Origin of the sequence: Dawidia cretensis (genome assembly GCF_018598175.1) — a bacterium.
Classification (GTDB): Bacteria; Bacteroidota; Bacteroidia; order Cytophagales; family Cyclobacteriaceae; genus Ohtaekwangia; species Ohtaekwangia cretensis.
In genome coordinates this window covers 112,484-139,171 of record NZ_JAHESE010000009.1, presented here as the reverse complement: position 1 = coordinate 139,171, position 26,688 = coordinate 112,484, and the positions used below count along the sequence as shown (strand labels likewise).

The following is a 26,688-nucleotide window of genomic DNA, read 5'->3' as shown; positions in this document are numbered from 1 at the left end:
CACGATGAAACTATATCGCTCTATACTACTGGTAACAGGCATCGTCCTGGCGGGCTGCGAGGACTTTCTATCAAAGATTCCCGACAACCGCACCCAGCTCGACTCCAAGGAGAAGATCTCCGAAGTGTTGGTTACGGCCTACCCCGACGGTAACTACATGCCGTTCTGCGAGGCGATGTCCGACAACGTTGAAGATAACCTCAGCCAGTCACAAGACGTAATCAATACCGACGCCTACTTCTGGCGCGACATCACGGCCTCGTCGCAAGACTCGCCCGAGAACTATTGGAACACGTGTTACTCCGCCATTGCGGCGGCGAACCATGCTTTGCAGGCGATCGAGCAAGCTGGCAGCTCCGCAGAATATAACGCCGAAAGAGGAGAGGGGCTTATTTGTCGTGCCTATGCGCACTTCATGCTGGTAAACCTCTTTTCGCAACAGTACGATCCTCTTACGGCGGCCTATCTGCCGGGTATACCGTATGTAACGGAGCCCGAAACGGAATCGCTGAAAGGTTATACCCGTGGCACCGTACAGTCGGTATATGAGATGATCGAGAAAGACCTCGTGGAGGCGCTTCCCCTGATCAACGACGAAGAATATGTAACGGAGGATGCCGACGCTTCCGGCGTGCCGCACTATCACTTTACCCGTGCTGCCGCCCAGACGTTTGCCGCGCGTTTCTATCTGTTCAAACGCGACTGGAATAAAGTGATCGAGCACGCCGGCAAAGTTTTCAACAATGGCGACTTTGCCGCCAACCTGCGTCCGTGGAATTCGACCTATGGTACCTATTCGGCCGAACAAATGATGGCAGCCTATACACGCTCGACGGAAAAAGCCAACCTGTTGCTGACAGGCTGTATATCCAACTGGTTTGTCAGCTTCCGCATCCTGCGGTATAGCACGGGCATCAACCGCATGCGTGAGATTATGGCACCCAACCCCACGGGGGGCAACTATGCCTACTCGCTCATCTCCAACTCCAACCAAATCTATGCCGTACCCAAATACCGCGAGCATTTTGTACGGACGAGCACAAACGCGAATACAGGTTTCTCGTATACCTTCATTCCGTTATTCACTGCGGAGGAAGCATTGCTGAGCCGCGCGGAGGCCTATGCCCAACTGGAGCGCACCGAAGAGGCGCTGGCCGATATGAACCTCTGGGTAAGCAAGCGCGTGAGCGGTTACGTGCCGCAATATCACAACCTGTCCGCTAACAGACTGTATAATTTTTATGGCGAGACCAACAACCAGAAAGCAACACTGCGCGCGGTGCTCGACTTGCGTCGTGCGGAGTTTATACACGAAGGCATGCGCTGGTTCGACATCCGCCGTCACAACATCACCGTGGTACATACCACGCGTGACGGCGAACGCTACGAGCTGAAGCCTGGCGACCCACGTCGTGCGCTACAGCTGCCGGCAGAAGCGATCACGCTGGCCGGTCTTGAGCCCAATCCCCGATAATCAACATGAAACGGCATAAACGTATGGCACATAAACAGATCTTCACCTGCCTCCTCACGATCGCGCTACTGGGCGCGTCGTGCAGTGACCCGTACAACGATGTAAAGGAAAGCGACATCGACTATGTTACCGGCGACAACAATCGCCCGGAAACCGAGCTCGATACGTGGATCCGTAACACCTTTACCGAGCCTTACAACATTCAGGTAAAATACCGCTGGGACAACTCCGAGCTCGACCCCTATAAAACGCTTACGCCTCCCGACGTCGCAAAAGTGCGCAACGTCATGGATGTCGTCAGGCGGGTATGGATCGACACCTACAACCAGGTTGCCGATCCGGAGTTCATGAAAGAATATTGTCCCAAGCAATTCCTGCTTGTCGGCAGCGCCAACTATAACCAGGACGGCTCCCGTACCATCGGCACAGCCGAAGGCGGGCGCAAAGTCGTATTGTTTGTGGTAAACGAATTTCAAGCCGACGATCGCGAAGGAATAAAGGACCTCATGCACACGGTAGAGCACGAGTTCGGTCACATTCTGAACCAAACCATTAACTACCAGGCCGAGTTTAAAGAAGTGACGGCCGGCAGCTATACCGCGAACTGGGCAACTATACCGACAGCCGAAGCGCGCTTGCGCGGTTATATTACCTCGTATGCGATGCTGTCGCCCAACGAAGACTTTGTGGAAATGGTGGCCACCATGCTGATCGAAGGCAAGGAAGGCTACGAACGCATTCTGTCGTGTGAAACAAGCGGCGCCTCCCGCGCCCTCATTCGCCGCAAAGAGCAAATGGTGATAGACTACTTCCAGGAGAAATTCAATATCAATTTCACAACGCTACAGACGCGTGTTCAGGAAGCCCTGGAGGAGCTGGCACCCGCCACACCGGAACCCGAGCTGCCCCCTGTGTTCGATGTTTGGGGCTTTGGTAAAGACTCCGTCGCCCTGGAGTTCGACCTGTCACGATATACCTATCCGCAAGGCTTCGGCGAAGCGTTTGTACTGGACTATAACGCCGTGGCAGAACAGAAGGGCTATCAACTGGAATTATACTTCCGCCTCGTCTTCACCGACGAAACGCACCTTCAACTGCAACGATACTATCGCCGTACCAATGCTGCCGGCGAGCGCGAATATGTCATGGCAACGTTCAACTTCGAGATCGTTCCCCAGGATAACGGATCCTATTCACTGTTCTATGACTATTCACCCAACGAAGCCGGACAGTGGCTGCAAGAGCACGAAGCCTACCACCTGGTCGACTACTTCTTTCTCAACCAGTTCAAGTTCGAATGGGAACGTACATCCTGCCCGGGCAGTGGTTGGGTTGGATTGTACCCTGTCAACGAACCGAACAATGGTTCCACATTTGGTATCCTTGCTAACTGACAATGACTATGTTTTTATATAAATTCATACCTTCTTATCGCACTATACTTCATGTCCTGGTGATCGCAGCGGCCGCACTGTCTATGGCAGCCTGCGATCGGGACTATGAAACCATCTTCGGCGAGTCGACAGACGACCGTATCCGCGAGGCTCTGGTAGAATATGATACACTGCTCACAAGCGCTCCCCATGGCTGGCGTGCCATGCTTTACACCGGCGCGGGCGGCGGCTACTTCTATCACTTCCAGTTTAATGAAGATGGTAATGTGACGATGTTTTCGGACTTCAATGAAACGACGGCGACTACGTCTAAATCCAGTACGTGGGTGTTGAAAGCATTGCAAAAGATCACGCTCACCTTCGAGACCTATTCCTATATTCACCTGCCGGCGGATCCCGACGGCGAGACAAGCGGCGGCACGAACGGCGCGGGCCTCCTGTCTGATTTCGAGTTCACATTTGTCCGTACGGCGGGAGATAGTGTCATTATGAAAGGCCTGCGCTACGCCAATGAGCTGGTGTTGATAAAAGCCACCGCGGAAGAGAAGGCGCAAATCGCCGACGACCAGATAAACGCCATCCTGGAAGCCACCAAAGCGTACGCGACAGCCAACACCGGCCTGCGCCTGGAGTTGCCCAATGGCAAAGTATTGCCCGTCGGCTTCGAAGTCACACGCAAGATCTTTGGCACGCAGTACCTCTCGGCCGACAATAGCCAGATCGTTACCTTCCGAACGCCGTTCACCATATCCCTGGATGGAGTGTGGTTGCGTGATGCGTTGCAAATCGATGGCTATAGCATTCAGGCACTGCACTGGGATGCAGACAACGGCGTCTACACAGCACAGCTGACCAATCCGGTGGCATTATACAATGACACCGACCCGCTCATCCTGGAGCCTACCACGACGCTGGCGTCCGTCATCGGCCGGGACTACAAGGTGATTGCCATCCCGGCAAATCCATACGTAAACAGAATACCGGGACAATCCCGCGACTTTGTTGACATCTACGACATGGCCGCCGCCGAGTTGGATCAACGCTCGACTCCCATTGGTCTGCACGAAATGTTTTTTGTGTTTGATCCGATCAACCAGGAGATCGCGTATAATGTATACCTGTCCCAAGTGCAGGATGGGATTAACCGATACCCGCTTATTGCGCAATGGGTATATTCGTATACCATTTCGGCCGATGGTACGCTCGACCTGACGTCGGTGCGTTCGAACGAAAGTGCCAACATCATCTCCTTCGAGATGCGCACCATGCTGCAACACCTCGAAGACGATACCTTTGCCTTACCCTACATCGCCGGTGGTTTCGACCTCATCGGCGGTCTTTATAGCAATGAAAACGTTGACTTCACCGTTGCCGGCATCTTAGGCAACTAAAAAATACTGTTAGTTAGGTTAGTGTAGTTCTGTCGGGCAGTTTTGCCCGGCAGGGCTTACTTAAAACAATAAGATCATGACCAACTTCATCCGAATCTTTATACTTCTACTCGCTGCTGCGCTGACACAGACCGGCTGCAGCGATGACGACAGCTCCGCCCAAACCGCTGCCGAAGAGCAAGCCGAAAAGCTCACCGGCCGCTGGAAAGTAGCAACTGTAACACTAGACGGCGCCACCCAGGATGCCTACGCCGAAACCGTCTTTACGCTATCATCACTGACCTCCGGCACCAATATGAGCTACATCATCGAGGAAAATCCCGGGCAGAGCCCCTGGAGCGTATCCTCCGGCGGCCGCCTCTTCTTCGACGCCCAGGACCCCACAAAGTACCTAACGCGCGAAGACGACGTACGCATTTCCTACGAAGTAACCGAAACCACCCTGATCTTCGAATTTACCTATGCGGAACCCTCCACAACGGGTCGTATAACTGGTATTGTAGGAGAATGGAAGTTTGTTTTTACAAAACAATAAAAAACCGCCAGCAAGAATGCCGGCGGCTCATCACGTTGGAAAAGAAGGTAGGAATTAATTATTCTGTGCGATAACACCCGAGGTGCTAATACCGCGGTAACGGTTATTACTATAGTTCAGGTCGAAGTTGCCGAGGTTCTTGTAATAGACATCAATCAACCGCGCAGGATTCGTCGCCAACTCACCCCAACCTGGCAGATCGTTACCATCATCCCATGCCCAGGGTGCATTCGCACCGCCGCTGCCGAAGCTGCTCTTGAAGGAGCCTCCGCCATCGGTGCCGTTAAAAAGAGCCGTGTTAAAACGTTGGTCCCACAGGCCACCGGCTTCGAAGATGTTTACCAGCTTATACTTCACGTCGCGGTCGTTGGCGTTCGACGGTACTTCTGCCACGGTCAGGCTCGGATAGTAGCCAATGCCGTCGCCGTTGATCTTGTAGTAAGGATTGGCTTTCAGGCCGTGGCCTTTAGCTTCCTGGGCCGTTACCGGGTGCGCTTCACCATTGTAGTTTTCAAACGACAGCGTGCCGTCAACATCCTCCTGGTTGGCTTGTACCGAGCCACCGGCAGGGAGGAATGAGTAAAAGTCAGAATGTGCCACGGTTACAGCCGCAACCAGCTTGCCATAAGTGGAGCCGTCTTTTTGTATACATGTTAACACGCCTTCCAGGTCGTTCTCGTGTTGACCGAGATAATATTCAAACGGGTTGTCCGACCAGTCGCGTGGATGGAAGAACGCATAGACGATAAACCAATGGGTAGACGTCTCTACCACCGAGTAATAACAATGCGCAGCAGCGGCCGCGTTAGCAGTATTGTTCCAGTTGTTGGTAGCGTTCCAGTCGCCGTCGAAGTTGATGGCGGTAATATAATCGGATTTGCCGGTCAGGCTATAGGTGCCGGTAACGTCGGTATCCTGGTAGTGTACTGGTGCCCAACGCAGGGCGAGGTTGGCTTCTACTGCCGCGGCAGAGCCCTGGGCATCGGCGGCGGTTTCTTCGATACGTTGAAATTCGGAGTCAGAGCAGGCGGTAACTGCAAACAACACGAGCGAGAGGAGCGCCGTGCTGCGCAGGGAAAAAGTAAACTTGTTAAACATGGAATTGGTTTTAGGTATACAAGTGTCACCATGCGCTTTGCATAGTGACACAAACGTACACCTCGTCGTGGAGCCCCGCCGTGATATTCAATCGGCGTATGCCTGCGTCCAACCAACGGACTATAAATCTAAATGAGCAAAAAGAATACGCCTGTCAGGCACTGAAAAGTTCAAGGAGTGTTAACATTTGCATAAAGAAAATCTACGCACAATGCTATAGCTTTAAGGTATGACCGATCGTTCGCAGGATGTTAAGCTCTCCGTTGCCGTAGTAGACGATGAGCCGCTCGCCCGCAACATGCTCGTTCGGTATATAACACAAATGCCTGAACTGGAGCTGGTCGGCCAGTACGATAACTGCATCGCCTGCTATGAAGCACATGATCTGGATGTGCTGGATATCTTGCTGTTAGACGTGCATATACCGGATATATCCGGTATTCAGTTTGCGCGCACCATTGCCAAACACAAAGCCCGCGTCATCTTTACCACGGCCCACACCGAACATGCTTACGAGGCCTACCAGGCCCACGCCGTAGACTACTTACTAAAGCCGTTCCCTTTCGACCGTTTTCGGGTTGCCATTCAAAAAGCACAGGAATACATCACAGGCAAACGCATAACGAACGGCTCACCGGCAGCAATACTTCCGGCAGAGATACCTGATAGCCCACGACGATTTATCTTTGTCAAATCCGATTACAAGACCGTACGGTTGAGCCTCGACGAGATTCTCTATGTGGAGGGACTACAGGAATACGTGCGCATACACCTCACGCGTGGCAAGCCGGTCATCGTACTGATGTCGCTCAAACGCCTGGCCGACATCCTGCCGTCGCCGCCGTTCTTCCGGGTACACCGGTCGTATATTGTCAACGTTGAACAATTGGAGTTTGTGCAGCAGCGCAGCATCACCATTGCCGGCAAAGAGCTCAGCATCGGCAAGAATTATAGCAGTGAGTTTTTTGATTACTTAGCCGAGCACAGCATCTTGTAACGGCCCGGCGCTTATTCGCATTTCAACGCTTCTTCCACTTCAATCATCAGGAGGGTATGGTCGAGGATCTCATATAAAAGCCGGAGCTCGTTATACGTCATAGCAAACATCATGGAAAAGTCGCGTGTAGGGATATAGATAGCACGCTCGTCATAATCGGACAGGCAGCATTCCGCGGTGAGGGTTTCGCGAATGTACGTGGTAAAATCAGTGACCTGCGTGCGGCTCAACAGCAACGAGATATTCCCAAAGGTAAGGTGCACGGCATTGTGACAAGTACATTTCTTGCTGGAACCGAAAGAATTCTGGTGGTACGTGATGTCCGAGCACAGCATGCGAGTATATAGTAAAAGTAAAACATCAAGACGCTGGGAGGTAAGGCTCCCTGCCGCCATACAGACACGAATGGCGAGCAGGGGCTTACCGTACAGGTTTTGCTTGTTTTGCCTGTCCCGATCCTATTCTCTTTTATTTTTTGGCGGGTGAGCGTCCCTGCTTGAATGGTATTCGATGTTCCAAGTCAGGGAGCTCCCCAAGTTCAAAAAGGGGGAATGCATTCCCACATGCATTCCCTTCATTACCTAACCTATGAGAGAGTACTAACGGGGTCACTTATCGCTAAATGATGGTTCAAAGATGAAGCGCAATCCCATTCCTTCCAATAATTATTTAGAATATTTCTAAATAATACCTCTCAAAGGTGAGACAAATACGTGCAGGATCACTCCTAAAAGGTAGAAAAAGGTGCCGAGCGTTTGTATCAAAAGTGTCTTTAGCGGGCTTTTGTCGCCGACGATGACATTGAAAATTGTAACTGTGCCGAAATAGAATAAGCACGCGTGCGAGCAACTGCCAGTTAACTGAATAATTTAAGATATGAGCAGAAGCTCTTTAGTAAGGGATATTCAATACCTATATAATACTTGGATATCTATTGGATATAACTTCATTAACTATTGGATATCTATTCTATATCCCGTGATTTGACGGACATAATACCGGATTTTTCAGGGTCTTACGCGTAGGGGCAACGAAAAATCTTGAAACTTGTCCTGGTGGTGGCAGAGCGTTAAGATTTGTCCTTTACACACCGGAACCCGAGATTATTTGAAGCACTCTTCACTTCCCCTTTCCCACGACTCCCTGCTTTGTACCGAATACAATATGCATCACTACACAAAAACGACCCCCCACGCTGCACGCGCTTCACCGCTCCTGGTTCATCCGGATCCAGGCTGTCGTTAGGCCCTTGCGGATTCTTCGCCGGGCTCTGTGCGTAATAGTCTGGGCGGTAAAAATCCTGACACCACTCCCACACGTTCCCTTCCATATCGTAAAGGCCTCGCGCATTCGCTGAAAATGACTTCACCGGCGCCAACGTAGTATACCCATCTTCCGAGGTATTTCCTTCCGGGAAAGCGCCTTGAAAAATATTCGCGACCCACTTACCGCCCGGCTTCAACTCCGTTCCCCAATAGTAGGGTTGAGACTCATTGCCCGCGCGGGCGGCATATTCCCATTCCGCTTCTGTCGGTAGACGTTTGCCTGCCCATTGGGCATACGCCACAGCGTCTTCATAACATACCTGTACGACAGGGTCATTCGGTCTTCCGTTGATTGTCGTCTGTGGCCCTTGCGGATGACGCCAGTCGGCACCGGCCATATAGGTCCACCACTGCAGCGGGTTCTCCAGTGACACAGCCTCGGTAGGCGGCGTAAACACCGCAGAGCCTGCGACTAAGCTTTCTACCGGCACATTCGGAAAATCTTTCGGATCCGGCGCGATCTCGGCCACCGTACGATACCCTGTGGCCGCTACAAAAGCAGCAAACTCGGCATTCGTTACTTCATGCTCATCCATCCAAAATCCATCCAGCGTGACGGGATGCTGTGGATGGGCATCCCAGAAGTCGGCTTCCGAAGAGCCCATGGTAAAAGTGCCTCCTTCCACCCAGATCATCTTCGGCGGCACAGTGTCCATTTGCGCGGGTACCAATGCCGTGGAGGGTGAGGCCGTTTCGGTAGTAGTTTTTGTCTGACAGGCGCTCAGCGACAAGGCTATGCCCAATGCTTTCAGAATGGCCGAAGTGTGACGTTGGTAATTTCTCATGCCCCACGAAATACGGATCTACACACGAATCATCCAAGCCGGAAATATAAACCCGCTCAATCGGCTCCCTTCACGGACTGCAAAAAGTCGTACGAAAAAGTGTTGTGGCACGCAAAAAGTCGTACGAAAAAATGAAAAAAAGAGCAACGCGGAATGACGTTTCCAGTCAAAATGCGGCAATGCACCGGATCTGGGGGTGTAATCTGGACATTCCGACGGGTTGATTTGGACAGACCGCGTGCGTATTTTTATAGTAAAAGACGCTATGAAGCACGCGACAATCCTTATCCCCAATGGGCAGAGCAACCTGAGTAGCATCGTGGGGGCCTATAAATTTTTGATCAAGGCCAACCAGTACCATGAGCAACGCGGCGAAGAAAAGATCTTTACCGTGCAGCTGGTGGGCGTGCAGTCGCGGCTGGACCTATACGACGGTCTCTTCTCCATCACGCCGCATGCGCACATCGATTCCGTAAAAAAGACAGACCTGATCATTATCCCTGCGGGACACTATGACTTTGAACGACTGGTACGCGACAACCAGGAAATCATTGCATGGCTACAACATCAATACAAGCGCGGTGCGGAGGTGGCCAGTATCTGCACCGGCGCTTTCATTTTAGCCGCCACCGGGCTGCTGGATGGCAAAGGCTGCTCCACCCATTGGAATGCAGCGCGCGCGTTTCGACAGATGTTCCCGGAGGTTACATTGTTACCCGATAAGCTGGTCACAGACGAGAACGGTCTGTACACGAACGGTGGCGCATTTTCATATTTGAACCTGATGCTGTACCTGGTCGAAAAATATTACGATCGCGCTACGGCTGTTTTCTGTGCGAAGATCTTTCAGGTTGATATCAATCGTACCAGCCAGTCGCCGTTTGTGATCTTTGAGGCACAAAAGGATCATGAAGATGATCTTATCAAAAAAGCCCAGTTGTTTATTGAAGAGCACCTGCGCGAACGAATCTCGATGGAAGATGTCGCCGAACGGTATACACTGAGCCGGCGCAACTTTGACCGGCGCTTTATCAAAGCCACCGGCAATACGCCCTTAGAATATCAGCAGCGGCTGAAGATCGAGCTGGCCAAAAAGATGCTCGAGACCAGCCGCCGCACGGTAAAGGAAGTGATGTACGAGTCCGGGTACGCCGATGCCAAAGCTTTCCGCGAGACCTTTCGTAAGATCACCGGCCTGTTGCCACTCGACTACCGGAGCCGGTATAATAAAGAATTTGTTACGTATCGGTAGCGGACCGGGTATGGCTCATCGAAGCTCCTGGATGTTTGTCCGATAGGTACGATTGGAAATATCGGTCCGAAAGGATATTTTGGTAGCGCATACGTCACGGGAAATGCGCCTTTCAGGGGTATATTTTGATATTCCAGCGGTTTCCTTGTACTGCCGGTAGCGGCAGGCGGTTAATTCGAATGACTTTTTGTTCATTTGTGCCGACCCATAGCCGGTAAATTTTTCTATGTATAGAATTTTACGTGTTTTACTTTTTGTAATAGGTTCGTTCGAATGCTGGGCACAACGCCAGCCGGATCCGGATACAACGAAAGTGGTCATCCTGCATGATGTGGTACTGACTGCATCGCGTTTGGAGGAGGATTTGGGGAGGTCGCCGGTAAGCGTCGAAAAATTGTCGTCACGAGCCATCTACAATTCTGCAGCACCCTCTTTTTTTGACGCGCTAGAGAATATCAAAGGCGTGCAGATGCTAGTGCCCAGTGTAGGGTTTAAAGTAATCAACACCCGAGGCTTTGGCAATACCACCAACGTGCGCTTTGTGCAAATGGTAGACGGCATGGACAACCAGGCACCACACCTCGGTGCTCCTATTGCCAACATGCTCGGTCCAGGCGACCTCGATATACAAAGCGTCGAGATTATTCCGGGTACGGCCTCGGCCCTATATGGTATGAATGCCATCAATGGCATGGCCAACTTCCTGACAAAAGATCCTTTCACCACAGAAGGAATCAGCCTGCAACAAAAGACCGGTGTCAACCGCATTCACACCGAAGGTGGCGCTAAGATATTTTCCGAAACGAGTCTGCGGTGGGCAAAGAAGATCAACTCGAACTTCGCCTTTAAGATCAATGGCTCTTATATCACGGGCACCGACTGGGTTGCCAACAGCCATGCTGATCTGAACGGCAGTGCCAACGCCAGCACGGGGTTGTTAGGTGCTGACAACCCCGCGTTCGATCCTGTCAACGGCTATGGCAACGAATCCTCGAATCGCCGCACATTATCGCTCGCTGGTAAGAACTATGTCGTCGCCCGGACGGGCTATTATGAGAATGAGCTCGTGGACTATAGCATTCACAATGCCAAGGCAGATGCAGCCCTGCACTATGCCTTTACCCCGGATACGAAGTTGATCTATACTTACCGCTTTGCCGACCTCGATAATATCTATCAGCGTGCGAACCGCTTCCGACTCGAAGACTACCGCCTGCAGCAACACGGGCTGGCTTTTAAATCGCGGTCCGTGCAGGCATTGGCGTACGTGAATGTCGAGAATACCGGTAAATCTTACAATGCCCGGTCGATGGGGGAGAACATCGATCGTACGTTTAAATCCGACAATGCCTGGTATACCGAGTACGCGGCCGCCTTTCAGGATGCTGTTGCGTCGGGCATGAGCGTGGCCGATGCGCACCGGGCGGCGCGCGTGGTTGGTGACACGGGGCGGCCACAGTCCGGTACAGCGGCCTTCGACAATCTGATTAGCGCATTGGGTGATATCAATAATTGGGATTACGGTGCTGCCCTGCGTGTAAAATCGCGAATGCTGCATGTAGAAGGTCAGTTGAACGTAACGGAGGAGCTGCTAGCCAATGTGAAAGCATCGACTGGATTGGAAATATTGGTGGGATTTGATCATCGCACCTATATCATCATTCCCGACGGCAACTACTTTATCAATCCCGAAGGAGACGGACATAATTTATTGTATCGCAAGAGTGGTGGCTTTCTGCAGGTGTCCAGGTCGTTCGGTCACAAGCTCAAGCTCGGCGCCACACTGCGTGCAGACAAGAACGAATATTACTCGCTGAAATGGAATCCACGGTTCACAGCGGTATATTCCGTGTCGCCGTTGCACCACGTCCGCTTTGCGTTTCAGAACGGGTTCCGGTTTCCAAGCGTGTTTGAGGCATTCTCCAATGTCAACAGTGGCGGTGTGAAGCGTGTCGGAGGCTTGCCGGTGATGTCGTCCGGTGTCTTTGAGCGCGCATACAACCGTGCGTCGATCGATGCCTTTCAGGCGGCGGTGTTGCGCGAGGTCAATCAGAACGGCGTGTCCCGCAGCGAAGCTATTATCGAGAACCAGGGACTGTATAAGAAAAATGATTATACCTATGTCGAGCCGGAAGAGATCCGCTCGTTCGAGGCCGGCTATAGGGGTTCGTTCTTTGATGAGAATTTGCAAGTTGATGTAGACTTCTATTACAACCGCTATAACAATTTTATTGCCCAGGTGGAAATGAATATTCCCCGCACCGCAAATGCCGACTCGATTTCCTACTATCTGGCTGACCGCACCTTACAAGACCGTTACCGCATGTGGACGAACTCCAAGACTACAGCCTACAACTATGGCGCAGGGCTTGGGCTGAAGTACCTGTTCGGCAAAAACTTTGCCATGAATGGGAACCTGACCTATGCACGTCTACAACGTCGATCGGGAAATGATGGACTAGAGGATGGCTTCAACACACCGGCCTGGATCGTGAACCTTTCTGTCGGCAATAGTGATCTCTATCAGGGTTTGGGCTTTATGGTCACCTACCGGCGGCAAGACAGCTATTATTGGCAATCGTTCCTGGTTAACGGTGATGTGCCGGCCTACCAAACGGTGGATGCGCAGGTGAGTAAGAGACTGAAGCAGGTGTCGGTGAAGGTCGGGGGTAGTAACGTGTTCAATCATTATTATAATTCGTTCTTAGGTGGTCCCAGTGTTGGTGGATTTTATTATGTGACGTTGGGGTATGGGTTTTGAGAGCATATTGTAACTTGCGAGTACAACGATGAACAACTCTCAAGATACGATTTTGTCTGCCGTTCGGGATTTTGCTAATCGGGCGCATAGTGATCAGCGCCGGCGGTACGTTGATGCTCCTTACATTGTACACCCGGTACGAGTGATGGAAACGTGCCGGGCCTATACGCAGGACACCGCTACATTGTGTGCGGCGTTGCTACACGATGTGTTGGAAGATACACCCGTCCGGGAAGCATCTATTGGCGGGTTTCTGGAGACGTTGATGCCCGGGGCTGAGGTAGCGCGCACGCTACGGACTGTGGTGGAGCTCACCGATGTGTATACGCGTGAGCGTCAGCCGCGCATGAAAAGAAAGGAGCGGCGGGCACGGGAAGCGGAACGCCTGGCTACGGTGAGCGCCGATGCACAGACAGTGAAGTATGCGGATATTATCGACAATGCCGTTGATATCACACAACACGATCCGGATTTTGCTCCGGTGTATGTGCGGGAGTGTCAGGCCATCCTGGCCCTGATCGATAAGGGGAATGCCGAGCTTTACCAACGGGCGCTGTCTACGCTGGAGGAATGTTTGGAGCGGTTCCCGCACAAGTGATCGTGGATGTTTGCTAGATTGTCGGGACTGTGCCGCCGTCGACGATATACTCGGTGCCGGTCAGGTAGCCGGCGCGGGGTGAGACGAGGAAGCCGACAAACTCGGCAAGTTCTTCCGGCCATGCAGGACGCCCGTAGGGGATTCCGCCGAGCGCTTCCATCAATCCTTGCAAGGCAACTTCAAAGCTTGTCCCACTGCTCTCGGCGAGTCTTTCCACCATCCTGGTGGCGGAAGTCGTTTGGATAAACCCTGGTGAGACAGTCAATACACGGACGCCCTGGGGTGATACTTCATTCGACAGGCTTTTGCTGTAGTTCACCAGTCCTGCTTTTGCGGCTGCATAGGGCAACGTTGATTCGTATAATGGCATCTTCGCTTGTATCGAGCCTATGTGGATGATTACGCCCGATTTCTTTTCCAGCATTTTAGGCAAGAACCCGCGGTCGAGTCTGACAGCGGCAAGCAGGTTCGCCTGGATCGTCTCTTCCCAATCTTCATCCGTCAGCGCGGCGAAGCCACCACCGGGTGTTTCGGATGAACCGAGATTGTCTATCAATATATCAATGCCGCCAAACCGGGCGTTGACTTCGTCGATGACTTTTTGCGTTCCCAGCCGCTTGCTGAGGTCTGCGGCGATGAAGTCAATTCCGTCCAGGTTCTCTTCCGCCGGATTCCGTGCCGTTACAATGACCCGGGCGCCGGCCCGTTTTAGTCGTTCGGCAATGGCGCGCCCGGCGCCTTTCGTTCCTCCCGTCACCAGTGCTACCTTGTCTGCCAATTCGTGCCCGGTGTGTATCGCTGTCGTATTCATTATTTTTTTTACACAAAAATCCGTGTCAGGAAGATGTGTTGCAAGAATGGTGTAATTATGCCTATAGGGATAAATTTATCCATACTGGTATTTCCGGTACCATGGGCTTATTTTTGATGTATGTACGAAAAGAAGATTCCTATCGAGCTCAATTGCGGGTTAGATCTGATCGGAGAAGTGCTGTATGGTAAGTGGAAAATTCGGTTATTATACTTCATTAACGAAGGTCATAAGCGGCCGAGCGAGTTACATCGAAAGATTCCGCAGGCTTCGCTTCGTGTGTTGAATGCGCAGTTGAAAGAGCTCGAAACACATGAGCTTGTTTCAAAGGTAATCTATCCGCAAGTGCCGCTGAAAGTCGAGTACAGTCTGACAGACATTGGAAAATCTTTGTTGCCATTTATTTCTGCGCTGGGCCAGTGGGCGGATGACAATCAGGCACGACTGCGCGCTGTTATAGAGAAAGGGTATGTGGCTCCAGGACCCGTGCCTGAAGGTGATGTGTATGCGCCGCCACGTTGAAGATGCTAGAAGAAATTATTCAGGTCCTCTTGTAGAGACCGACCATATTCCGGGAAGCCTGCGAGATCATTGTGCCCGCCGCCGTCGATCAGGATTAATTTCTTTTTACTTTTAATCGCAGCAAGCAAACGTTGGCTGTGCGCGGGGGGAATAAGCTCGTCCCGGGTGCCGTGCAGCAGTACGACGGGGCACGTAACGTTTGCAATTTTTTGCAGGTTATTGAATCGGAAGCGGAGGTAGAGCGAAGGGAAAAAGAATGGCACTTTTTCGTTGGCTAACGTGCTGAGCGATGTGTAGGCAGACTCCAGCACCAATCCACGGACCGGGTATCGTGTGGCAATTTCTACGGCCACACCCGTGCCAATGGATCGGCCATATACCAGGATGTTTACGGGTGCGATGTGCAACTCTTTCGTGAGGTATTCATAGGCGGCTTCGCCGTCGGTATACATGCCTTGCTCGGAGAGTTGCCCGGTGCTTTTGCCGTAACCGCGGTAGTCGATCATCAATACAGCATAGCCCAGGGTGGTAAAGTCTTCTGCGGCAAACTTCCAGCCGCTCAAGTCGCCGGCGTTGCCGTGGAAGTACAGTATGACTTCCGGGCGCGTGCCGGCACAGTAGAGGGCGTGGATGGTCTCGTTGTCGCGTGTTTCGAGAAATACTTCGCGTTGGTGGCTGGCCAGGTTCAGATTGGTATTCTTCGCCATTTTGCCTGGGTAAAAGATCATTTTTTGCTGGAAGATGTATAATAGCAGGGCGACCAGGAAATAGAGGGCGATAATGGAATATGCCAGGATCTTTAGTGTTTGCATGCAGGCGGCTTGTGATGTAAAGATAACCGGATTAAGGAATAAAATATTCTGTGTTTTTTGGGGTAAAGTATTTCGGGGAATGTGGAGGATTCGTTTTAAACGATAACTTTGGTGTGTTATTTATGGACCGATGTGAGCAACTGAAGACGTTGTGGAATAATAATCTCTCGATCGCTTGTTAGCAATAATCGGAATTTTCGTCAATTTTAAATGTTATATGATATGATGCTTGTTATGACTATGCCAAAAAAATCAACATTTGATGTAGAGAAGGCGCTAAACGCCGTATTGTATGTTGCTGAGCAATTAAGACTGGCCGGCAAAGAGGCTGGGTTTCACCAGGTTTTTAAGATACTGTACTTTGCTGAGCAAAAACATATTGCGCAGTATGGTTCCTTTATCATAGGAGACTCCTATGTAGCTATGCCCAAGGGGCCAGTGCCGTCCAAGACCTATGACATCCTAAAGGCCTTGCGCCAGGACCTCCCGTATGAGGTAGATATAGAAACGATTACTCAATATGTGCGGGTCGAAGATGAGCATTTTATTCAGCCCGTAGGTGAATTTGATGAAAGCATTTTTTCAGACACTGAGTTGGCGTCGTTGATGTTGTCAGTGCAAGAAAATAAAGATCTCTCCTTTGGTAAGCTGACGGAAAAATCGCATGATGCCGCCTGGGAAAAGGCAGCTCAAACCTCTAAAAATGATACAATGTCGTTCGTAGAGATTGCGCGTGCGGGTGGTGCAAATGAAGAGATGATTAAGTTTATTGAAGAAGGCATTGAGAACAAGAACTTTTTTGCAAACTAGAATTTATACCGATGTTGGCTATTTATGCACCGGGCACGGTGTACAGGGAATTTCTCTGGACGACCACGCCGCCCAAAGTAAAACGTTACATTATACTGGCTGAGAATACAGATTCGATCCTGATCGCATTGATCAACTCTGCAATTAATATCAACTACCTGGGTACGCAAGAGCTGCGAAATCTTCAGTTGAAACTGTCGGCTGATGGTCGATCCTATCTGGATCACGATTCTTATCTGAATTGCAGTCAGGTATATGAAATCACGAAGGTGTCGCTGCTTACCAGATTAAAAGCTGATCGTAATATGTATATCGGTACTATGAATAGAGCCGATCTTGAACGTGCAACACATTTAGTTGTTAGCGCGGGAACGATTAATGCCAAGATCAAGAGAAGTTACGCGTTGGTTTCTGTGAAGATCCCTGAATCCAGATAAGCGTTACACCTTCCAATTCAGACCGTGTAGTCGATTGCTGTTTACACTACATCGGCTTCTCGTTGCCGGGGGTATTAACTTCTGGTCGATTACTGCTTTTAATGCCGTTTTTCAGAGACGACTTTTCAGTCGATATCATGGAATCAACCATGCAAAAAGACTGACTATGAAAAGATATGTACAACTCACCGTGTTGCTGTTGCTTACAGTAAGTGCTCTCCAGACTGCGTATGCTCAGAACGATTTGACCAATAAGGTCATGATGGGATACCAGGGCTGGTTTAATACGCCGGGTGATGGGTCGCCGGTGAATGAATGGCGGCATTGGTTTAAGGATCAGACACCCAATGCAACGAAGATCAATATTGACTTCTGGCCGGAGATGGTGGAATACCCGCAGCAGTATGCTACGGAAATGACGTATCAGAATGGTTCCATGGCGCGGCTGTTTTCGTCATACGATCAAAGTACGGTGAATGTCCACTTTAAGTGGATGCGTGACTACAATGTGCACGGTGTCTATGTGCAACGTTTCCTGGGCGAGGCGGCATCTAACCAGCAAAACTTTCAGAATCGGAATCATATTATGGAAAATGTGATGAACGCCGCGCAGACGTACGGCAGGCATTACGCGGTGATGTACGATGTGACGGGTGTGCCGGAAGAAGGTTTTTACGATAAGGTCATCGCCGACTGGAAGTACCTGGTCGATACGTACGATATGTTGAATCGCCCGGGACATGCGCGGCAGGAGGGTAAACCGGTGGTGGCCATCTGGGGGATGGGTTTTTCGCATAATCCGGTGACGTATCAAACGGCGCAGGCTGTGATCGACTTCTTTCACAATGGCCCGGAGAAATACCGCGCGTATGTAGTAGGCGGTGTGCCATCGTACTGGCGCACGTTGCGGACACAGAGTGATACAAAGACCGAGCCGCAGTGGGCCGCGGTTTATCGCTCGTTTGATATGATCTCTCCGTGGACAGTAGGACGCTATAATAAGACCAGCGTTGATGCGTGGAAGACAAACATGATCGTGCCAGACCTGGCCGACTGTCATGCGAACGGCATTGATTATATGCCGGTGATCTGGCCGGGAGGCTCGTGGTTTAACCAGACAGATCAGCTATATCCCGAGCGGATCAATGACAACCCGCGCGACGGTGGGAATAACTACTGGCGCCAGGCATACAACGCGATCAGCGCCGGATCGAGCTTTTTGTATGTGGCCATGTTTGATGAGGTCGACGAAGGTACGGCCATGTTTAAGGTTGCGCCCAATGCGGGAGGTGCGCCCGCGCAGGGGACGATCGTGAAGCTGGACGCCGACGGCTATACGTTGCCGAGCGATTGGTATCTCCGGTTGGCCGACGAGAGCCAGAAGATGCTTGACCACTCGACTCCGTTGACGAGCACTATTCCGATTGTTCCTTCTTTTAGTGTTCCGGTGGTGTATGTGTCTTCGACAAGTCCGGCTGTGCGTGGTGTGTTGCCGGGCAGCTTTACTATTGCCGCGACGAATGTTACTTCGCCTGTTACGGTTGCCTATACGCTGGGCGGTACGGCGCCGGCAGCAGATTATACGGCCACTCCCGCATTGACGGGGTCTGTTACGTTAACTCCTTCGGCTCCGTTGGTAAGTGTTGCTGTCGCGCCTGCTACAGATCATGTGATTACGTCGGGGGAGACGCTGCAGTTGACCCTGGCCAGCGGATCAGGATATACAATAGGCTCGGCTACTGCGGCCATTACCTTTCATGCCTCCGCGCCTTTTAATGGAAGCCCGGCTGCCATACCGGGGCGCGTGGAAGTAGAGAATTATGATGCCGGTGGACAAGGAGTTGCTTATTATGATACGGATGTTGTGAACAACGGTGGGCAGTATCGTACATCGGAGCCGATCGATATCGGCGGGACGCCGGCGGGCGGTTATTTTGTGGGATGGTTGTCGAAGGGTGAGTGGTTGGCATATACGGTTAATGTAGCGTCGGCAGGTGTCTACACCCTGGAGGCACGTGTGGCGACACCGGCTTCGGGAAAAAGCTTTCACGTAGAATTGAATGGTGTGAATATATCAGGCGGCATTGCCGTGCCGGCTACAGGCGACTGGCAGGTGTACCAAACCGTGCGCGTGACGACGCCGATGATCAGCACGGGCCAAAAGGTGGTACGCATTGTGATGGATACGGACGGGTTCAATCTGAACGATCTCAACTTTGTGTTGAGTACGCCGGGACAGGGTCCGTATACCGGCACGCCGGCGGTTATACCGGGACGTATCGAGGCGGAAAATTATGATACGGGAGGACAGGGTATTGCCTACTCAGATCAGGATGTAGTCAACAGCGGTGGACAATACAGAGCTGCGGAGCGTGTCGATATTGAGACTTGTTCGGAAGGTGGTTATAATGTTGGATGGATCGGTACGGGAGAGTGGCTGGAGTACACCGTGAATGTTATGAGCGCGGGTACCTATACCTTGCAGGCCCGGGTGGCGACGCCCAATGCGGGGAAGATCTTTCATGTAGAATTGGACGGTGTTAATATCTCCGGACCTGTGGCGGTGCCGAATACCGGCAACTGGCAGCTATATCAGACGGTCTCCGTGACGACGCCGGCGTTGACGACCGGGGTAAAAGTGCTGCGGATCTTTATGGATGGGTTCGATTTTAATATCAACTATATAAACTTTGTGAGCCATGGCACAGGCCGCGTGGCGGCAGTGGCGGACGTACTGCGTGAGGAAGAAAAGATTACATATTCGCCTAACCCTGTACAAGATATGTTTACCGTTAACTTTCCCCCGGCTGTGTTTCGGACGGTATCCGTGCGTGATGTATTAGGGCGCGTGCAGCATCAGCAGGTCATTGATGCGCATCGTCAGGAAGTTACGTTGCAGCTGGTGGCGCTGCCGTCGGGGACTTATTTTGTTTCGTTGGAGAATGGAGCCAGGAGGAAAGTGATAAAGGTTGTTAAACGATAGCGTTACGGCAGGCTGCTGACGTAGGAAGCGATGCGGAAAAGCGGGAGGATTTTAGAGACGCCGCCGAGCTTAATGGCTTCTTTGGGCATGCCGAAGACGATGCACGATTCTTCGTCCTGGGCAATGGTATGGGCGCCGGCACTTTTCATTTCCAGCATGCCTGCGGCGCCGTCGGCGCCCATGCCCGTCATGATAATGCCGATGGCGTTTTTGCCCGCGAACCTGGCGACAGATTTGAATAATACATTGACGGAGGGACGGTGTCGATTTACCGGGGGGCCGTCGTCGAGGTGCACGTAGTAGCGTGCGCCGCTGCGCCGCAGCTCCATGTGGCGGTTTCCGGGAGCAATCAGGCAACGACCACGCAAGACACTGTCGCCGTGCTCGGCTTCTTTAACGCTGATGCGGCAGATCGAGTCCATGCGCTGTGCGAACGAGCGGGTGAAGAGCTCGGGCATATGCTGAACGACGATGATGCCGTAACAGTCGATGGGCATTTCGCGCAGGAAGGCGAGGATAGCTTCGGTGCCACCTGTCGAGGCGCCGAGCGCGATCACCTTGTCAGTGGTTTGTACCAGGCTTTTGGTGTTGCCGCCATGGATGGCCGATGCCGATGCGAGTACTTGTTGCTGAGCGGCAGCGGACCGACGACGGAGGCGGGCCTTGCTGGCGTTCTTCACGACGTCGATGATATGTTGTTTGCTTTCGGCGGCCATGCCACCGACCATAACAGGTTTTTGGACCACTTCTACGGCGCCGTATACCATGGCCAACACGGCCGAGTCGGCACCTTTGGTGGTAAGGCTGGAAATAATCACAACAGGGATGGGATGCTGCGACATGATCTTTTGCAGAAATGTCAGCCCGTCCATGCGCGGCATTTCGACGTCGAGGGTAATGACGTCGGGCACCTGCTCGCCGATCTTCTTGGCGGCAATGTACGGGTCGGCGGCCGTGGCCATGACTTCGATCTCAGGATCGCTTTGTAGTATTTCGGACAATACCTGGCGCATGAGCGCGGAATCGTCTACGATCAGTACGCTGATCTTTTTCTTCAACATGGAAGTACGAGAGGGTTCAATTCCTGGTTGAAGATAGTCTTTTGGGTATAGACATATTATAGTTTTCGGAAAATAGTTGGCTTGACCTGTTGTACGGGCAGGTTGAGATGGTGCACGGACTCCGAGTGTCCGATAAACAAATATCCGCCCCGGCGCAATTTCGACAGCAGTTTGCGAAGCACCGTTTCCTGGGTGGCCCGATCGAAGTAGATCAAGACGTTGCGGCAAAAGATCAGATCGAAGTCGTTGTCAATGCCGGTGATATCCTCGATCAGGTTGATACGTTTAAACTCCACCCTGGTGCGTAGCCGTGGGCCCATGCGAATGGTGGGACGCTCGCCTTCCTTGTCTTTACTTCGTAGCAGGTATCGCTTGCACAAGGCCATGGGGACCTGGGCGACGCTTTGCATGGGGTAGATGGCCTGTATGGCTTTCTTCAACACTTTTGTAGAGATGTCGGATGCTACAATACGGTAGCTGAGGGGATGACCAATGCCAAACTCTTCGAGCACCATGGCGATCGTATACGGCTCTTCACCCGACGAGCAGGCGGAGCTCCATACTTTAAAAGTACCCGACGGACGGTTGGCATACCAGGCGGGCAGAAGGTGCTCGCGCATGAAGTCGAAGTGTACCGGCTCGCGGAAAAAATCGGTCTTGTTGGTCGCGACCGCGTCGATCATATACACGAGCTCTTGTTGCAGGCCGGCAGGGCTCATGACGTAATCGCAGTACGCCGAGAACGTGCCGATGTGTAGATGCTCGAGTCGCTTTTGCAGCCGGCTTTCCAGCAGGATCTTTTTCAAGGGTGTGAGATTGATCCCACACTCCTTGTAAATGAATCTGCTGAGCCGGCTGAAGTCAGCGTCGGAAAGTTTTTGTGGCTGCGCGAGTGCGGCCATGGATTAGAAGTTTTCGTAGCGCTTGTCGAGCTGGTCGTTCTCGTGGTTGCCCATGTCGAGATTTATACCACCCATCTTGGACGGGGCATTTTTCACAGCACTTTTGTACAGGTTCGGTGCGCCGGCGCCGGCTTGTGCGGGACGCGATTTATAGAGCGTCGTGGCAGCGGCGCGTTGTGCGTTTTTATCGAGGCGGAAGAACGATACGGTTTCGCGCAGGTGGTCGGCCTGGCTTGACAGCTCTTCGGCACCACTGGCCATTTCTTCTGACGCCGACGCGTTTTGTTGGATCACCTGGTTGAATTGCTGGATGGCGTTGTTTACCTGCTCGGCACCGGTATTCTGCTCGAGACTGGCGGCAGAGATCTCTTGTACCAGCTTGGCTGTGCTTTGGATGTTCGGCACGATCTGGTCGAGTACTTTGCCGGAGCGATCGGCAATCGCCACGCTCGCGGAGGAAAGCTCATTGATTTCCGCGGCAGCCACCTGGCTACGCTCGGCCAGCTTGCGTACTTCGGCGGCGACAACCGCAAAGCCTTTGCCATGGTCGCCGGCACGGGCTGCCTCTACGGCGGCGTTCAGCGCCAGCAAGTTGGTCTGACGGGCAATCTCGCCGATGATGGAGATCTTCTCGGCAATTTTTTTCATGGACTCAACGGTATGGTTAACGGATCGGCTACCATCTTGAATATCGTCGGCTGCTTTCAGAGCGATCTTTTCGGTCTGCTGTGCATTGTCGGTGTTTTGCTGGATGTTTGCCGCCATTTCTTCCATCGATGACGAAATCTGTTCCGCCGACGCAGCCTGCTCTTGCGAGCCTTGCGACATCTGCTGCGATGTAGCGCTCATCTGCGCGCTGGCGGTGGCGATGTGGTCAGACGCGGTCGAAACAAACGTGAGGACTTCGCGGAGTTTGTCCACCATGGCTTTGATATAGTCAATCAGCTCGCCCAGCTCGTCATGCGACGTGTTCTCGATATTCACCGTGAGGTCACCTTCAGAAACGCTCTTGATGGCAGCCTTGGCATAGCCGATCGATCGCGTAATAGCTGTGATGATCCAGATCGAAATACCGATGGAGATCAATACTGCCGTAATAAGAAGGAAGGCCATTTGTGTTTTGGCTTCGTTATACAACTTGTCGGTTTCGGTCTTGGCCAAGGCCAGGGCATTTTCATTTTTACGCGAGATTTTTGCCAACGTGCTGATGGCGGCCAGTGCTGCCGCGCGCCCGTCACCGGAGGAGAGCTTGTACGCTTCGGCAGAAGTCGAGTCGGTATTGCGCATGGCCAGTGATTTGATGCGGCCATAGATCTTGGCGTATTCGTTCCACTTGGTCGTGAACTCTTCCATGATCTCAATACCGGTCTCGTCGGATATGCTTTTAAGATCATCCATGCGGCCCAACATTTCGGTGGTGCGATCTTCAATCACACTGACGTACTCTTGTATTTCTTCGGGGCTCTTGGTGATGATAAGCTCTTTTTCCCGTTTTGTAATAAGCTGAATGTCTTCCGCTGCCTTCGAGGCAAGCATGATCCGTTTTACGTTGAGGTCTACGAGCGTGTTGATACGGTCGTTCAGCATGCCGATGTTATTCAGACCCATATAGTAGATAGCGCCCGACAGGCCGATCAAGACGACGAAGGCGGTAATCAGGCGGGCTTTTACGGTGAGTTTCATGAGTGATGGAGGTTACGAGTGAGTGATTGACTCCTGGTCGGAGGTGTTTTGTAAAATAGAGAGCTCTTCGGTGCTGAAGACCAGACCGATGTGGAGCAGCATGATAAACTGGTCATGATGTTTGACCATGCCGCTGATAAACCCGGACTTGTAGCGCGATCCGATCGACGGCGCCGGTTGGACGCTGGCAGCGTCGATCTCGAGTACCTCCTGTACCGAATCGACAACGGCACCCAGCATAATCTGTTGGCCATCGATCGTGAGGTTCAATACAAGAATGCAGGTGTTGACAGTATCGGGTGTTTTTTCGAGCCCGAACTTCAAGCGTGTGTCGACGACGGGTAGTACAGTTCCGCGCAGGTTGATAACCCCCCGCATGAAATGCGGAGCGCGGGGTACTTTGGTGATCTTGGAGAGCTCCAGGATCTCCGAAACGTCGGCCACGCTGGTGGCAAAAAGCTCGTCGTCTAACCGGAAGGTTAGGTACGACTGACTGGTGACGGTGACGGTTTCCATGATGATGTGAGGATATGTGAAGGTAGATTTAGTGCTGGTGTAAGAGGCGGTTCTCGTCAATGAGCTGGCGTACAAGTTTGTGTATGTCCATGACCAGGGCGACGCTGCCGTCGCCGAGGATGGTGGCTCCGCTGAACTCTTCCCGGTTTTCATAGAACGAGCCGAGTGGCTTCATGACCGCCTGGTACTCGCCGATCACGGCATCGACCGCCAGCCCTACCGGGAATTCGTCGAAGTGTACTTTTATGACTTGCGTGATGTCGGGTTTAGGCTCATCGTCATGAAAGACTTCGCGCAGATTAAAAACCGGCAGCAGGGTGCCGTCGAATTCTATCTTCTGGGCGTGTTCCCGCCGCAGCTTGCGCGTTTCGATCTCGTAACATTTGTCTACCGCTGTCAAGGGGAGTATATATTCTGACGAGGCGATTCTGACACGCATGCCGTCTACAATGGACAGCGTCAGCGGCAGGCGGATGGTAATGGTAGTGCCTTCCTGTACACGTGAGGCAATGGATACTTCGCCGTGGATCGCCTCGATGTTACGTTTTACAATGTCCATGCCCACGCCCCGGCCGGAAACATCGGTCACTTGCTCTGCCGTAGAGAAGCCCGGCTTGAAGATGAGATCGTAGGTCTCCTTTTCGGAGAGTACGGCGTCGGCAGCGATCAACCCTTTGGCTATTGCTTTCTGGCGGATCTTTTCGGCGTCGATGCCTTTGCCGTCGTCGATGATCTGGATGTATACGAACGTGCCCGAGTGAAAGGCTTTCATGCGAATAGAGCCCTGGCGGGGTTTGCCTTTGGCTTCGCGCTCGGCCGGTGATTCAATGCCATGGTCGATGCAGTTGCGCAGCATGTGCAGGATCGGGTCGGTAATGTTTTCGATGATGGATTTGTCCAGCTCTGTCTCAACGCCTTCAGCGCTGAAGTTGATCTCTTTGCCAAGCTCCTTCGATAGGTCGCGTACCAGTCGCTGGAAGCGCGTGACGAGGGTATCAATGGGTATCAGGCAAATGCTAAAGGCGTTCTCGCGTAAGCGGCGTGAGATCTTTTCCATGTTCTCGGCCAGGTTGGCGAGGTCCGGTACATTGTGGCGGGCGGCCAGCAGCGTAAGGCCTGCTTGTGAAGTGACCAGCTCGCTCACCAGGTTTAATAGCTCGTCGAGCTTGTCGGACGACACGCGGATGCTGGTGACATGATTTTTGGCCGCCGTGGAGAGTATAGGCGCCGTTGTATCTGCCGATGTGCTGGCGGTCGTTGTGGTGGTATCGGCGCGTAAGGCGTTGGCTACCAGGTGCTGGATGGCAGGCAGTCCAAACGGCGATGCACCAAACGGTTTGATATCGAGTGCCTGTATAAATGCGGGAACCTGAAGCAGGTCGGTGTCGGCAATTTTTTCGACGATCACCTCGCAGCAGTCTTCGGCAAAGATGAAGACGCCCTGAACTTCGGCCAAGGCGTTTTTACTCGCAAGAAATACTTCAAAGCCGGTATAACACAGCATTGGGTCGAGTATGTCCAACTTCGGAACCTCGTCCATGTGGGGCAGCACGCGGGCTGTGCCGAGCGACACGAGGTCTTCCACGAGGTATAGCGGATTGGTGCCCTTCAGCTGCGCATTGGCGTGGGGTTTGCAGTGCACGTAGAAGGTAGCCATACCGGTAGGCGTATGGATTTGCTCGCCGGTCAGGCCGGCAATGGCTTTGCGCAGCGCTTCGTGGCGCGCGCGGTTGACGGGGTCTTGTAAGCCCTGGTCGCGAATGATTTTCTTTACGTGGTCGACCGTTTCCAGCGTTACCTCCAGCACTTCGTTCGTCGCGGCGAAGCGTCCGGTACGGATCAGATCGTATACGGTTTCCAGCTCATGGGTGAGCGCGCTCAGGCTTTCGAACCCAAACATACTGGCAGACCCTTTCAGGGTGTGCATGGACCGGAAGATGGTTTCGATGGACGTTTTGTTGGTGCGGTCCTTATCGAATTGCAGCAGTGTTTCTTCGAGGCTGGCGATGAGCTCTTCGGCCTCGGCAATAAATATGCCCTGGAGATGGTCCATAGATTAGTGAGTCACGTGAGGTAGGGCGGTGTCTTGTGGTTGTAGTAGGGCGTCGAACCCGGCAAGCTTCAGGAGCTTGAAGTCGTTTTCGTTTAGCCCCGAAGAGACCGTGATGGTACGCCCTTCGGCACGGGTTTCCTGCAAGAAGGCCCAGAGCATCTGTAGAAAGCACAGGTCAATAGCAACCGGCTGGTCAATGGTAATCGACGTCACGTCAGTCTTGGTGCGGAGCTTGTTAAACAAGGCGGTGAGTGATGCGCCATGTTGCCCGGTAAGCTCGCCGGTAATTTTACCTTTGGTACCCGACGGCGTCTTGATGATGTTCACCATGGGCTTCATAGGGCAGTCAAAAAGCGCCGGTAGGCCGGTCGTGAAAAAATGTTTTTAGAAGGAAGTTTTTCCGCCGCGTAAAAAGCTTGCATAGCGATGAGTTTTTTGACCAAAGTATACCTGGCCGTAGGGCAAAGGTAGAATGCCGGCTTTCACAG

At 52.4% G+C, this 26,688-nt stretch carries 23 protein-coding genes; 12 read left to right on the top strand and 11 right to left on the bottom strand.

The genetic code is table 11. The features are described 5' to 3' along the window. The first annotated feature begins 4 nt into the window (after nucleotides 1-4). From KK062_RS11730 to KK062_RS11715, 4 genes are all read left to right on the top strand, one after another. Nucleotides 5-1,474: a RagB/SusD family nutrient uptake outer membrane protein gene (locus tag KK062_RS11730; RefSeq protein ID WP_254084489.1), complete on the top strand. Its 1,470-nt coding sequence runs from the start codon at nucleotides 5-7 to the stop codon at nucleotides 1,472-1,474. Nucleotides 1,475-1,497: 23 nt separating this feature from the next. After that, a complete protein-coding gene (locus KK062_RS11725; protein WP_254084488.1) occupies nucleotides 1,498-2,868 on the top strand; it encodes a zinc-binding metallopeptidase in 1,371 nt (456 codons plus the stop codon). A gap of 8 nt (nucleotides 2,869-2,876) precedes the next feature. Next, nucleotides 2,877-4,259, top strand: coding sequence for a DUF4302 domain-containing protein (locus tag KK062_RS11720; RefSeq protein WP_254084487.1), 1,383 nt, complete (start codon nucleotides 2,877-2,879; stop codon nucleotides 4,257-4,259). Nucleotides 4,260-4,335: 76 nt separating this feature from the next. After that, a complete protein-coding gene (locus KK062_RS11715; protein WP_254084486.1) occupies nucleotides 4,336-4,794 on the top strand; it encodes a hypothetical protein in 459 nt (152 codons plus the stop codon). A 54-nt stretch (nucleotides 4,795-4,848) separates the two neighbouring features. On the opposite strand, the gene KK062_RS11710 is transcribed toward KK062_RS11715, so the two are convergent. Continuing rightward, on the bottom strand, nucleotides 4,849-5,892 hold the full coding sequence (locus tag KK062_RS11710) for a hypothetical protein (RefSeq protein WP_254084485.1): 1,044 nt from the start codon (nucleotides 5,890-5,892) through the stop codon (nucleotides 4,849-4,851). Nucleotides 5,893-6,121: 229 nt separating this feature from the next. Between KK062_RS11710 and KK062_RS11705 the strand changes: the two genes are divergently transcribed. Beyond that, a complete protein-coding gene (locus KK062_RS11705) occupies nucleotides 6,122-6,889 on the top strand; it encodes a LytR/AlgR family response regulator transcription factor (RefSeq protein WP_254084484.1) in 768 nt (255 codons plus the stop codon). A gap of 11 nt (nucleotides 6,890-6,900) precedes the next feature. Here KK062_RS11705 and KK062_RS11700 read toward each other — a convergent pair whose 3' ends face one another. Then, nucleotides 6,901-7,224 (bottom strand): DUF6686 family protein, encoded by a 324-nt coding sequence (locus KK062_RS11700; RefSeq protein ID WP_254084483.1) that lies wholly within the window; start codon nucleotides 7,222-7,224, stop codon nucleotides 6,901-6,903. A gap of 734 nt (nucleotides 7,225-7,958) precedes the next feature. Continuing rightward, nucleotides 7,959-8,999 (bottom strand): formylglycine-generating enzyme family protein, encoded by a 1,041-nt coding sequence (locus tag KK062_RS11695; protein WP_254084482.1) that lies wholly within the window; start codon nucleotides 8,997-8,999, stop codon nucleotides 7,959-7,961. A 265-nt stretch (nucleotides 9,000-9,264) separates the two neighbouring features. Here KK062_RS11695 and KK062_RS11690 point away from each other — a divergent pair, with 265 nt between their 5' ends. From KK062_RS11690 to KK062_RS11680, 3 genes are all read left to right on the top strand, one after another. Beyond that, nucleotides 9,265-10,251, top strand: a complete 987-nt coding sequence (locus KK062_RS11690) for a GlxA family transcriptional regulator (protein ID WP_254084481.1) — start codon at nucleotides 9,265-9,267, stop codon at nucleotides 10,249-10,251. A gap of 226 nt (nucleotides 10,252-10,477) precedes the next feature. Further along, a complete protein-coding gene (locus tag KK062_RS11685; protein WP_254084480.1) occupies nucleotides 10,478-13,012 on the top strand; it encodes a TonB-dependent receptor in 2,535 nt (844 codons plus the stop codon). Between the two features lie 28 nt (nucleotides 13,013-13,040). Continuing rightward, a complete protein-coding gene (locus KK062_RS11680) occupies nucleotides 13,041-13,610 on the top strand; it encodes an HD domain-containing protein (protein WP_254084479.1) in 570 nt (189 codons plus the stop codon). 13 nt (nucleotides 13,611-13,623) lie between these two features. Here KK062_RS11680 and KK062_RS11675 read toward each other — a convergent pair whose 3' ends face one another. Then, entirely contained in the window at nucleotides 13,624-14,421 is a 798-nt protein-coding gene (locus KK062_RS11675) for an SDR family oxidoreductase (RefSeq protein WP_254084478.1), read from the bottom strand. Nucleotides 14,422-14,541: 120 nt separating this feature from the next. Between KK062_RS11675 and KK062_RS11670 the strand changes: the two genes are divergently transcribed. Then, nucleotides 14,542-14,943 (top strand): winged helix-turn-helix transcriptional regulator, encoded by a 402-nt coding sequence (locus KK062_RS11670; RefSeq protein ID WP_254084477.1) that lies wholly within the window; start codon nucleotides 14,542-14,544, stop codon nucleotides 14,941-14,943. 5 nt (nucleotides 14,944-14,948) lie between these two features. Here KK062_RS11670 and KK062_RS11665 read toward each other — a convergent pair whose 3' ends face one another. Beyond that, on the bottom strand, nucleotides 14,949-15,755 hold the full coding sequence (locus KK062_RS11665; RefSeq protein ID WP_254084476.1) for an alpha/beta hydrolase: 807 nt from the start codon (nucleotides 15,753-15,755) through the stop codon (nucleotides 14,949-14,951). A 222-nt stretch (nucleotides 15,756-15,977) separates the two neighbouring features. On the opposite strand from KK062_RS11665, the gene KK062_RS11660 reads away from it, so the two are divergent. The 3 genes from KK062_RS11660 (at nucleotide 15,978) to KK062_RS11650 (ending at nucleotide 19,985) form a co-directional block, all read left to right on the top strand. Continuing rightward, nucleotides 15,978-16,565, top strand: a complete 588-nt coding sequence (locus KK062_RS11660; protein ID WP_254084475.1) for a Panacea domain-containing protein — start codon at nucleotides 15,978-15,980, stop codon at nucleotides 16,563-16,565. An 11-nt stretch (nucleotides 16,566-16,576) separates the two neighbouring features. Next, entirely contained in the window at nucleotides 16,577-17,002 is a 426-nt protein-coding gene (locus tag KK062_RS11655) for a hypothetical protein (RefSeq protein WP_254084474.1), read from the top strand. Between the two features lie 166 nt (nucleotides 17,003-17,168). Continuing rightward, a complete protein-coding gene (locus tag KK062_RS11650; protein WP_254084473.1) occupies nucleotides 17,169-19,985 on the top strand; it encodes a carbohydrate-binding protein in 2,817 nt (938 codons plus the stop codon). Between the two features lie 2 nt (nucleotides 19,986-19,987). Here KK062_RS11650 and KK062_RS11645 read toward each other — a convergent pair whose 3' ends face one another. Genes KK062_RS11645 through KK062_RS11620 form a run of 6 tightly spaced genes read right to left on the bottom strand, consistent with a single transcriptional unit; the run spans nucleotide 19,988 to nucleotide 26,539 of the window. Continuing rightward, a complete protein-coding gene (locus tag KK062_RS11645; protein WP_254084472.1) occupies nucleotides 19,988-21,046 on the bottom strand; it encodes a protein-glutamate methylesterase/protein-glutamine glutaminase in 1,059 nt (352 codons plus the stop codon). A 56-nt stretch (nucleotides 21,047-21,102) separates the two neighbouring features. Beyond that, on the bottom strand, nucleotides 21,103-21,948 hold the full coding sequence (locus KK062_RS11640; RefSeq protein ID WP_254084471.1) for a CheR family methyltransferase: 846 nt from the start codon (nucleotides 21,946-21,948) through the stop codon (nucleotides 21,103-21,105). 3 nt (nucleotides 21,949-21,951) lie between these two features. Beyond that, on the bottom strand, nucleotides 21,952-23,631 hold the full coding sequence (locus tag KK062_RS11635; protein WP_254084470.1) for a methyl-accepting chemotaxis protein: 1,680 nt from the start codon (nucleotides 23,629-23,631) through the stop codon (nucleotides 21,952-21,954). Nucleotides 23,632-23,643: 12 nt separating this feature from the next. Beyond that, nucleotides 23,644-24,147 (bottom strand): chemotaxis protein CheW, encoded by a 504-nt coding sequence (locus tag KK062_RS11630; RefSeq protein ID WP_254084469.1) that lies wholly within the window; start codon nucleotides 24,145-24,147, stop codon nucleotides 23,644-23,646. A 28-nt stretch (nucleotides 24,148-24,175) separates the two neighbouring features. After that, complete coding sequence (locus KK062_RS11625; protein ID WP_254084468.1) at nucleotides 24,176-26,200, bottom strand: chemotaxis protein CheA; 2,025 nt, start codon at nucleotides 26,198-26,200, stop codon at nucleotides 24,176-24,178. Between the two features lie 3 nt (nucleotides 26,201-26,203). Then, nucleotides 26,204-26,539, bottom strand: a complete 336-nt coding sequence (locus KK062_RS11620; RefSeq protein ID WP_254084467.1) for a hypothetical protein — start codon at nucleotides 26,537-26,539, stop codon at nucleotides 26,204-26,206. Nucleotides 26,540-26,688 lie beyond the last annotated feature (149 nt).

Coding starts and splice junctions, on each gene's coding strand:
- KK062_RS11670 (WP_254084477.1), top strand. CDS start 14,542: ATGTACGAAAAGAAGATTCCTATCGAGCTCAATTGCGGGTTAGATCTG.
- KK062_RS11655 (WP_254084474.1), top strand. CDS start 16,577: ATGTTGGCTATTTATGCACCGGGCACGGTGTACAGGGAATTTCTCTGG.
- KK062_RS11720 (WP_254084487.1), top strand. CDS start 2,877: ATGTTTTTATATAAATTCATACCTTCTTATCGCACTATACTTCATGTC.
- KK062_RS11630 (WP_254084469.1), bottom strand. CDS start 24,147: ATGGAAACCGTCACCGTCACCAGTCAGTCGTACCTAACCTTCCGGTTA.
- KK062_RS11660 (WP_254084475.1), top strand. CDS start 15,978: ATGATGCTTGTTATGACTATGCCAAAAAAATCAACATTTGATGTAGAG.
- KK062_RS11675 (WP_254084478.1), bottom strand. CDS start 14,421: ATGAATACGACAGCGATACACACCGGGCACGAATTGGCAGACAAGGTA.
- KK062_RS11685 (WP_254084480.1), top strand. CDS start 10,478: ATGTATAGAATTTTACGTGTTTTACTTTTTGTAATAGGTTCGTTCGAA.
- KK062_RS11680 (WP_254084479.1), top strand. CDS start 13,041: ATGAACAACTCTCAAGATACGATTTTGTCTGCCGTTCGGGATTTTGCT.
- KK062_RS11625 (WP_254084468.1), bottom strand. CDS start 26,200: ATGGACCATCTCCAGGGCATATTTATTGCCGAGGCCGAAGAGCTCATC.
- KK062_RS11640 (WP_254084471.1), bottom strand. CDS start 21,948: ATGGCCGCACTCGCGCAGCCACAAAAACTTTCCGACGCTGACTTCAGC.
- KK062_RS11695 (WP_254084482.1), bottom strand. CDS start 8,999: ATGAGAAATTACCAACGTCACACTTCGGCCATTCTGAAAGCATTGGGC.
- KK062_RS11645 (WP_254084472.1), bottom strand. CDS start 21,046: ATGTTGAAGAAAAAGATCAGCGTACTGATCGTAGACGATTCCGCGCTC.
- KK062_RS11710 (WP_254084485.1), bottom strand. CDS start 5,892: ATGTTTAACAAGTTTACTTTTTCCCTGCGCAGCACGGCGCTCCTCTCG.
- KK062_RS11620 (WP_254084467.1), bottom strand. CDS start 26,539: ATGAAGCCCATGGTGAACATCATCAAGACGCCGTCGGGTACCAAAGGT.
- KK062_RS11665 (WP_254084476.1), bottom strand. CDS start 15,755: ATGCAAACACTAAAGATCCTGGCATATTCCATTATCGCCCTCTATTTC.
- KK062_RS11725 (WP_254084488.1), top strand. CDS start 1,498: ATGGCACATAAACAGATCTTCACCTGCCTCCTCACGATCGCGCTACTG.
- KK062_RS11715 (WP_254084486.1), top strand. CDS start 4,336: ATGACCAACTTCATCCGAATCTTTATACTTCTACTCGCTGCTGCGCTG.
- KK062_RS11705 (WP_254084484.1), top strand. CDS start 6,122: ATGACCGATCGTTCGCAGGATGTTAAGCTCTCCGTTGCCGTAGTAGAC.
- KK062_RS11635 (WP_254084470.1), bottom strand. CDS start 23,631: ATGAAACTCACCGTAAAAGCCCGCCTGATTACCGCCTTCGTCGTCTTG.
- KK062_RS11650 (WP_254084473.1), top strand. CDS start 17,169: ATGAAAAGATATGTACAACTCACCGTGTTGCTGTTGCTTACAGTAAGT.
- KK062_RS11690 (WP_254084481.1), top strand. CDS start 9,265: ATGAAGCACGCGACAATCCTTATCCCCAATGGGCAGAGCAACCTGAGT.
- KK062_RS11730 (WP_254084489.1), top strand. CDS start 5: ATGAAACTATATCGCTCTATACTACTGGTAACAGGCATCGTCCTGGCG.
- KK062_RS11700 (WP_254084483.1), bottom strand. CDS start 7,224: ATGCTGTGCTCGGACATCACGTACCACCAGAATTCTTTCGGTTCCAGC.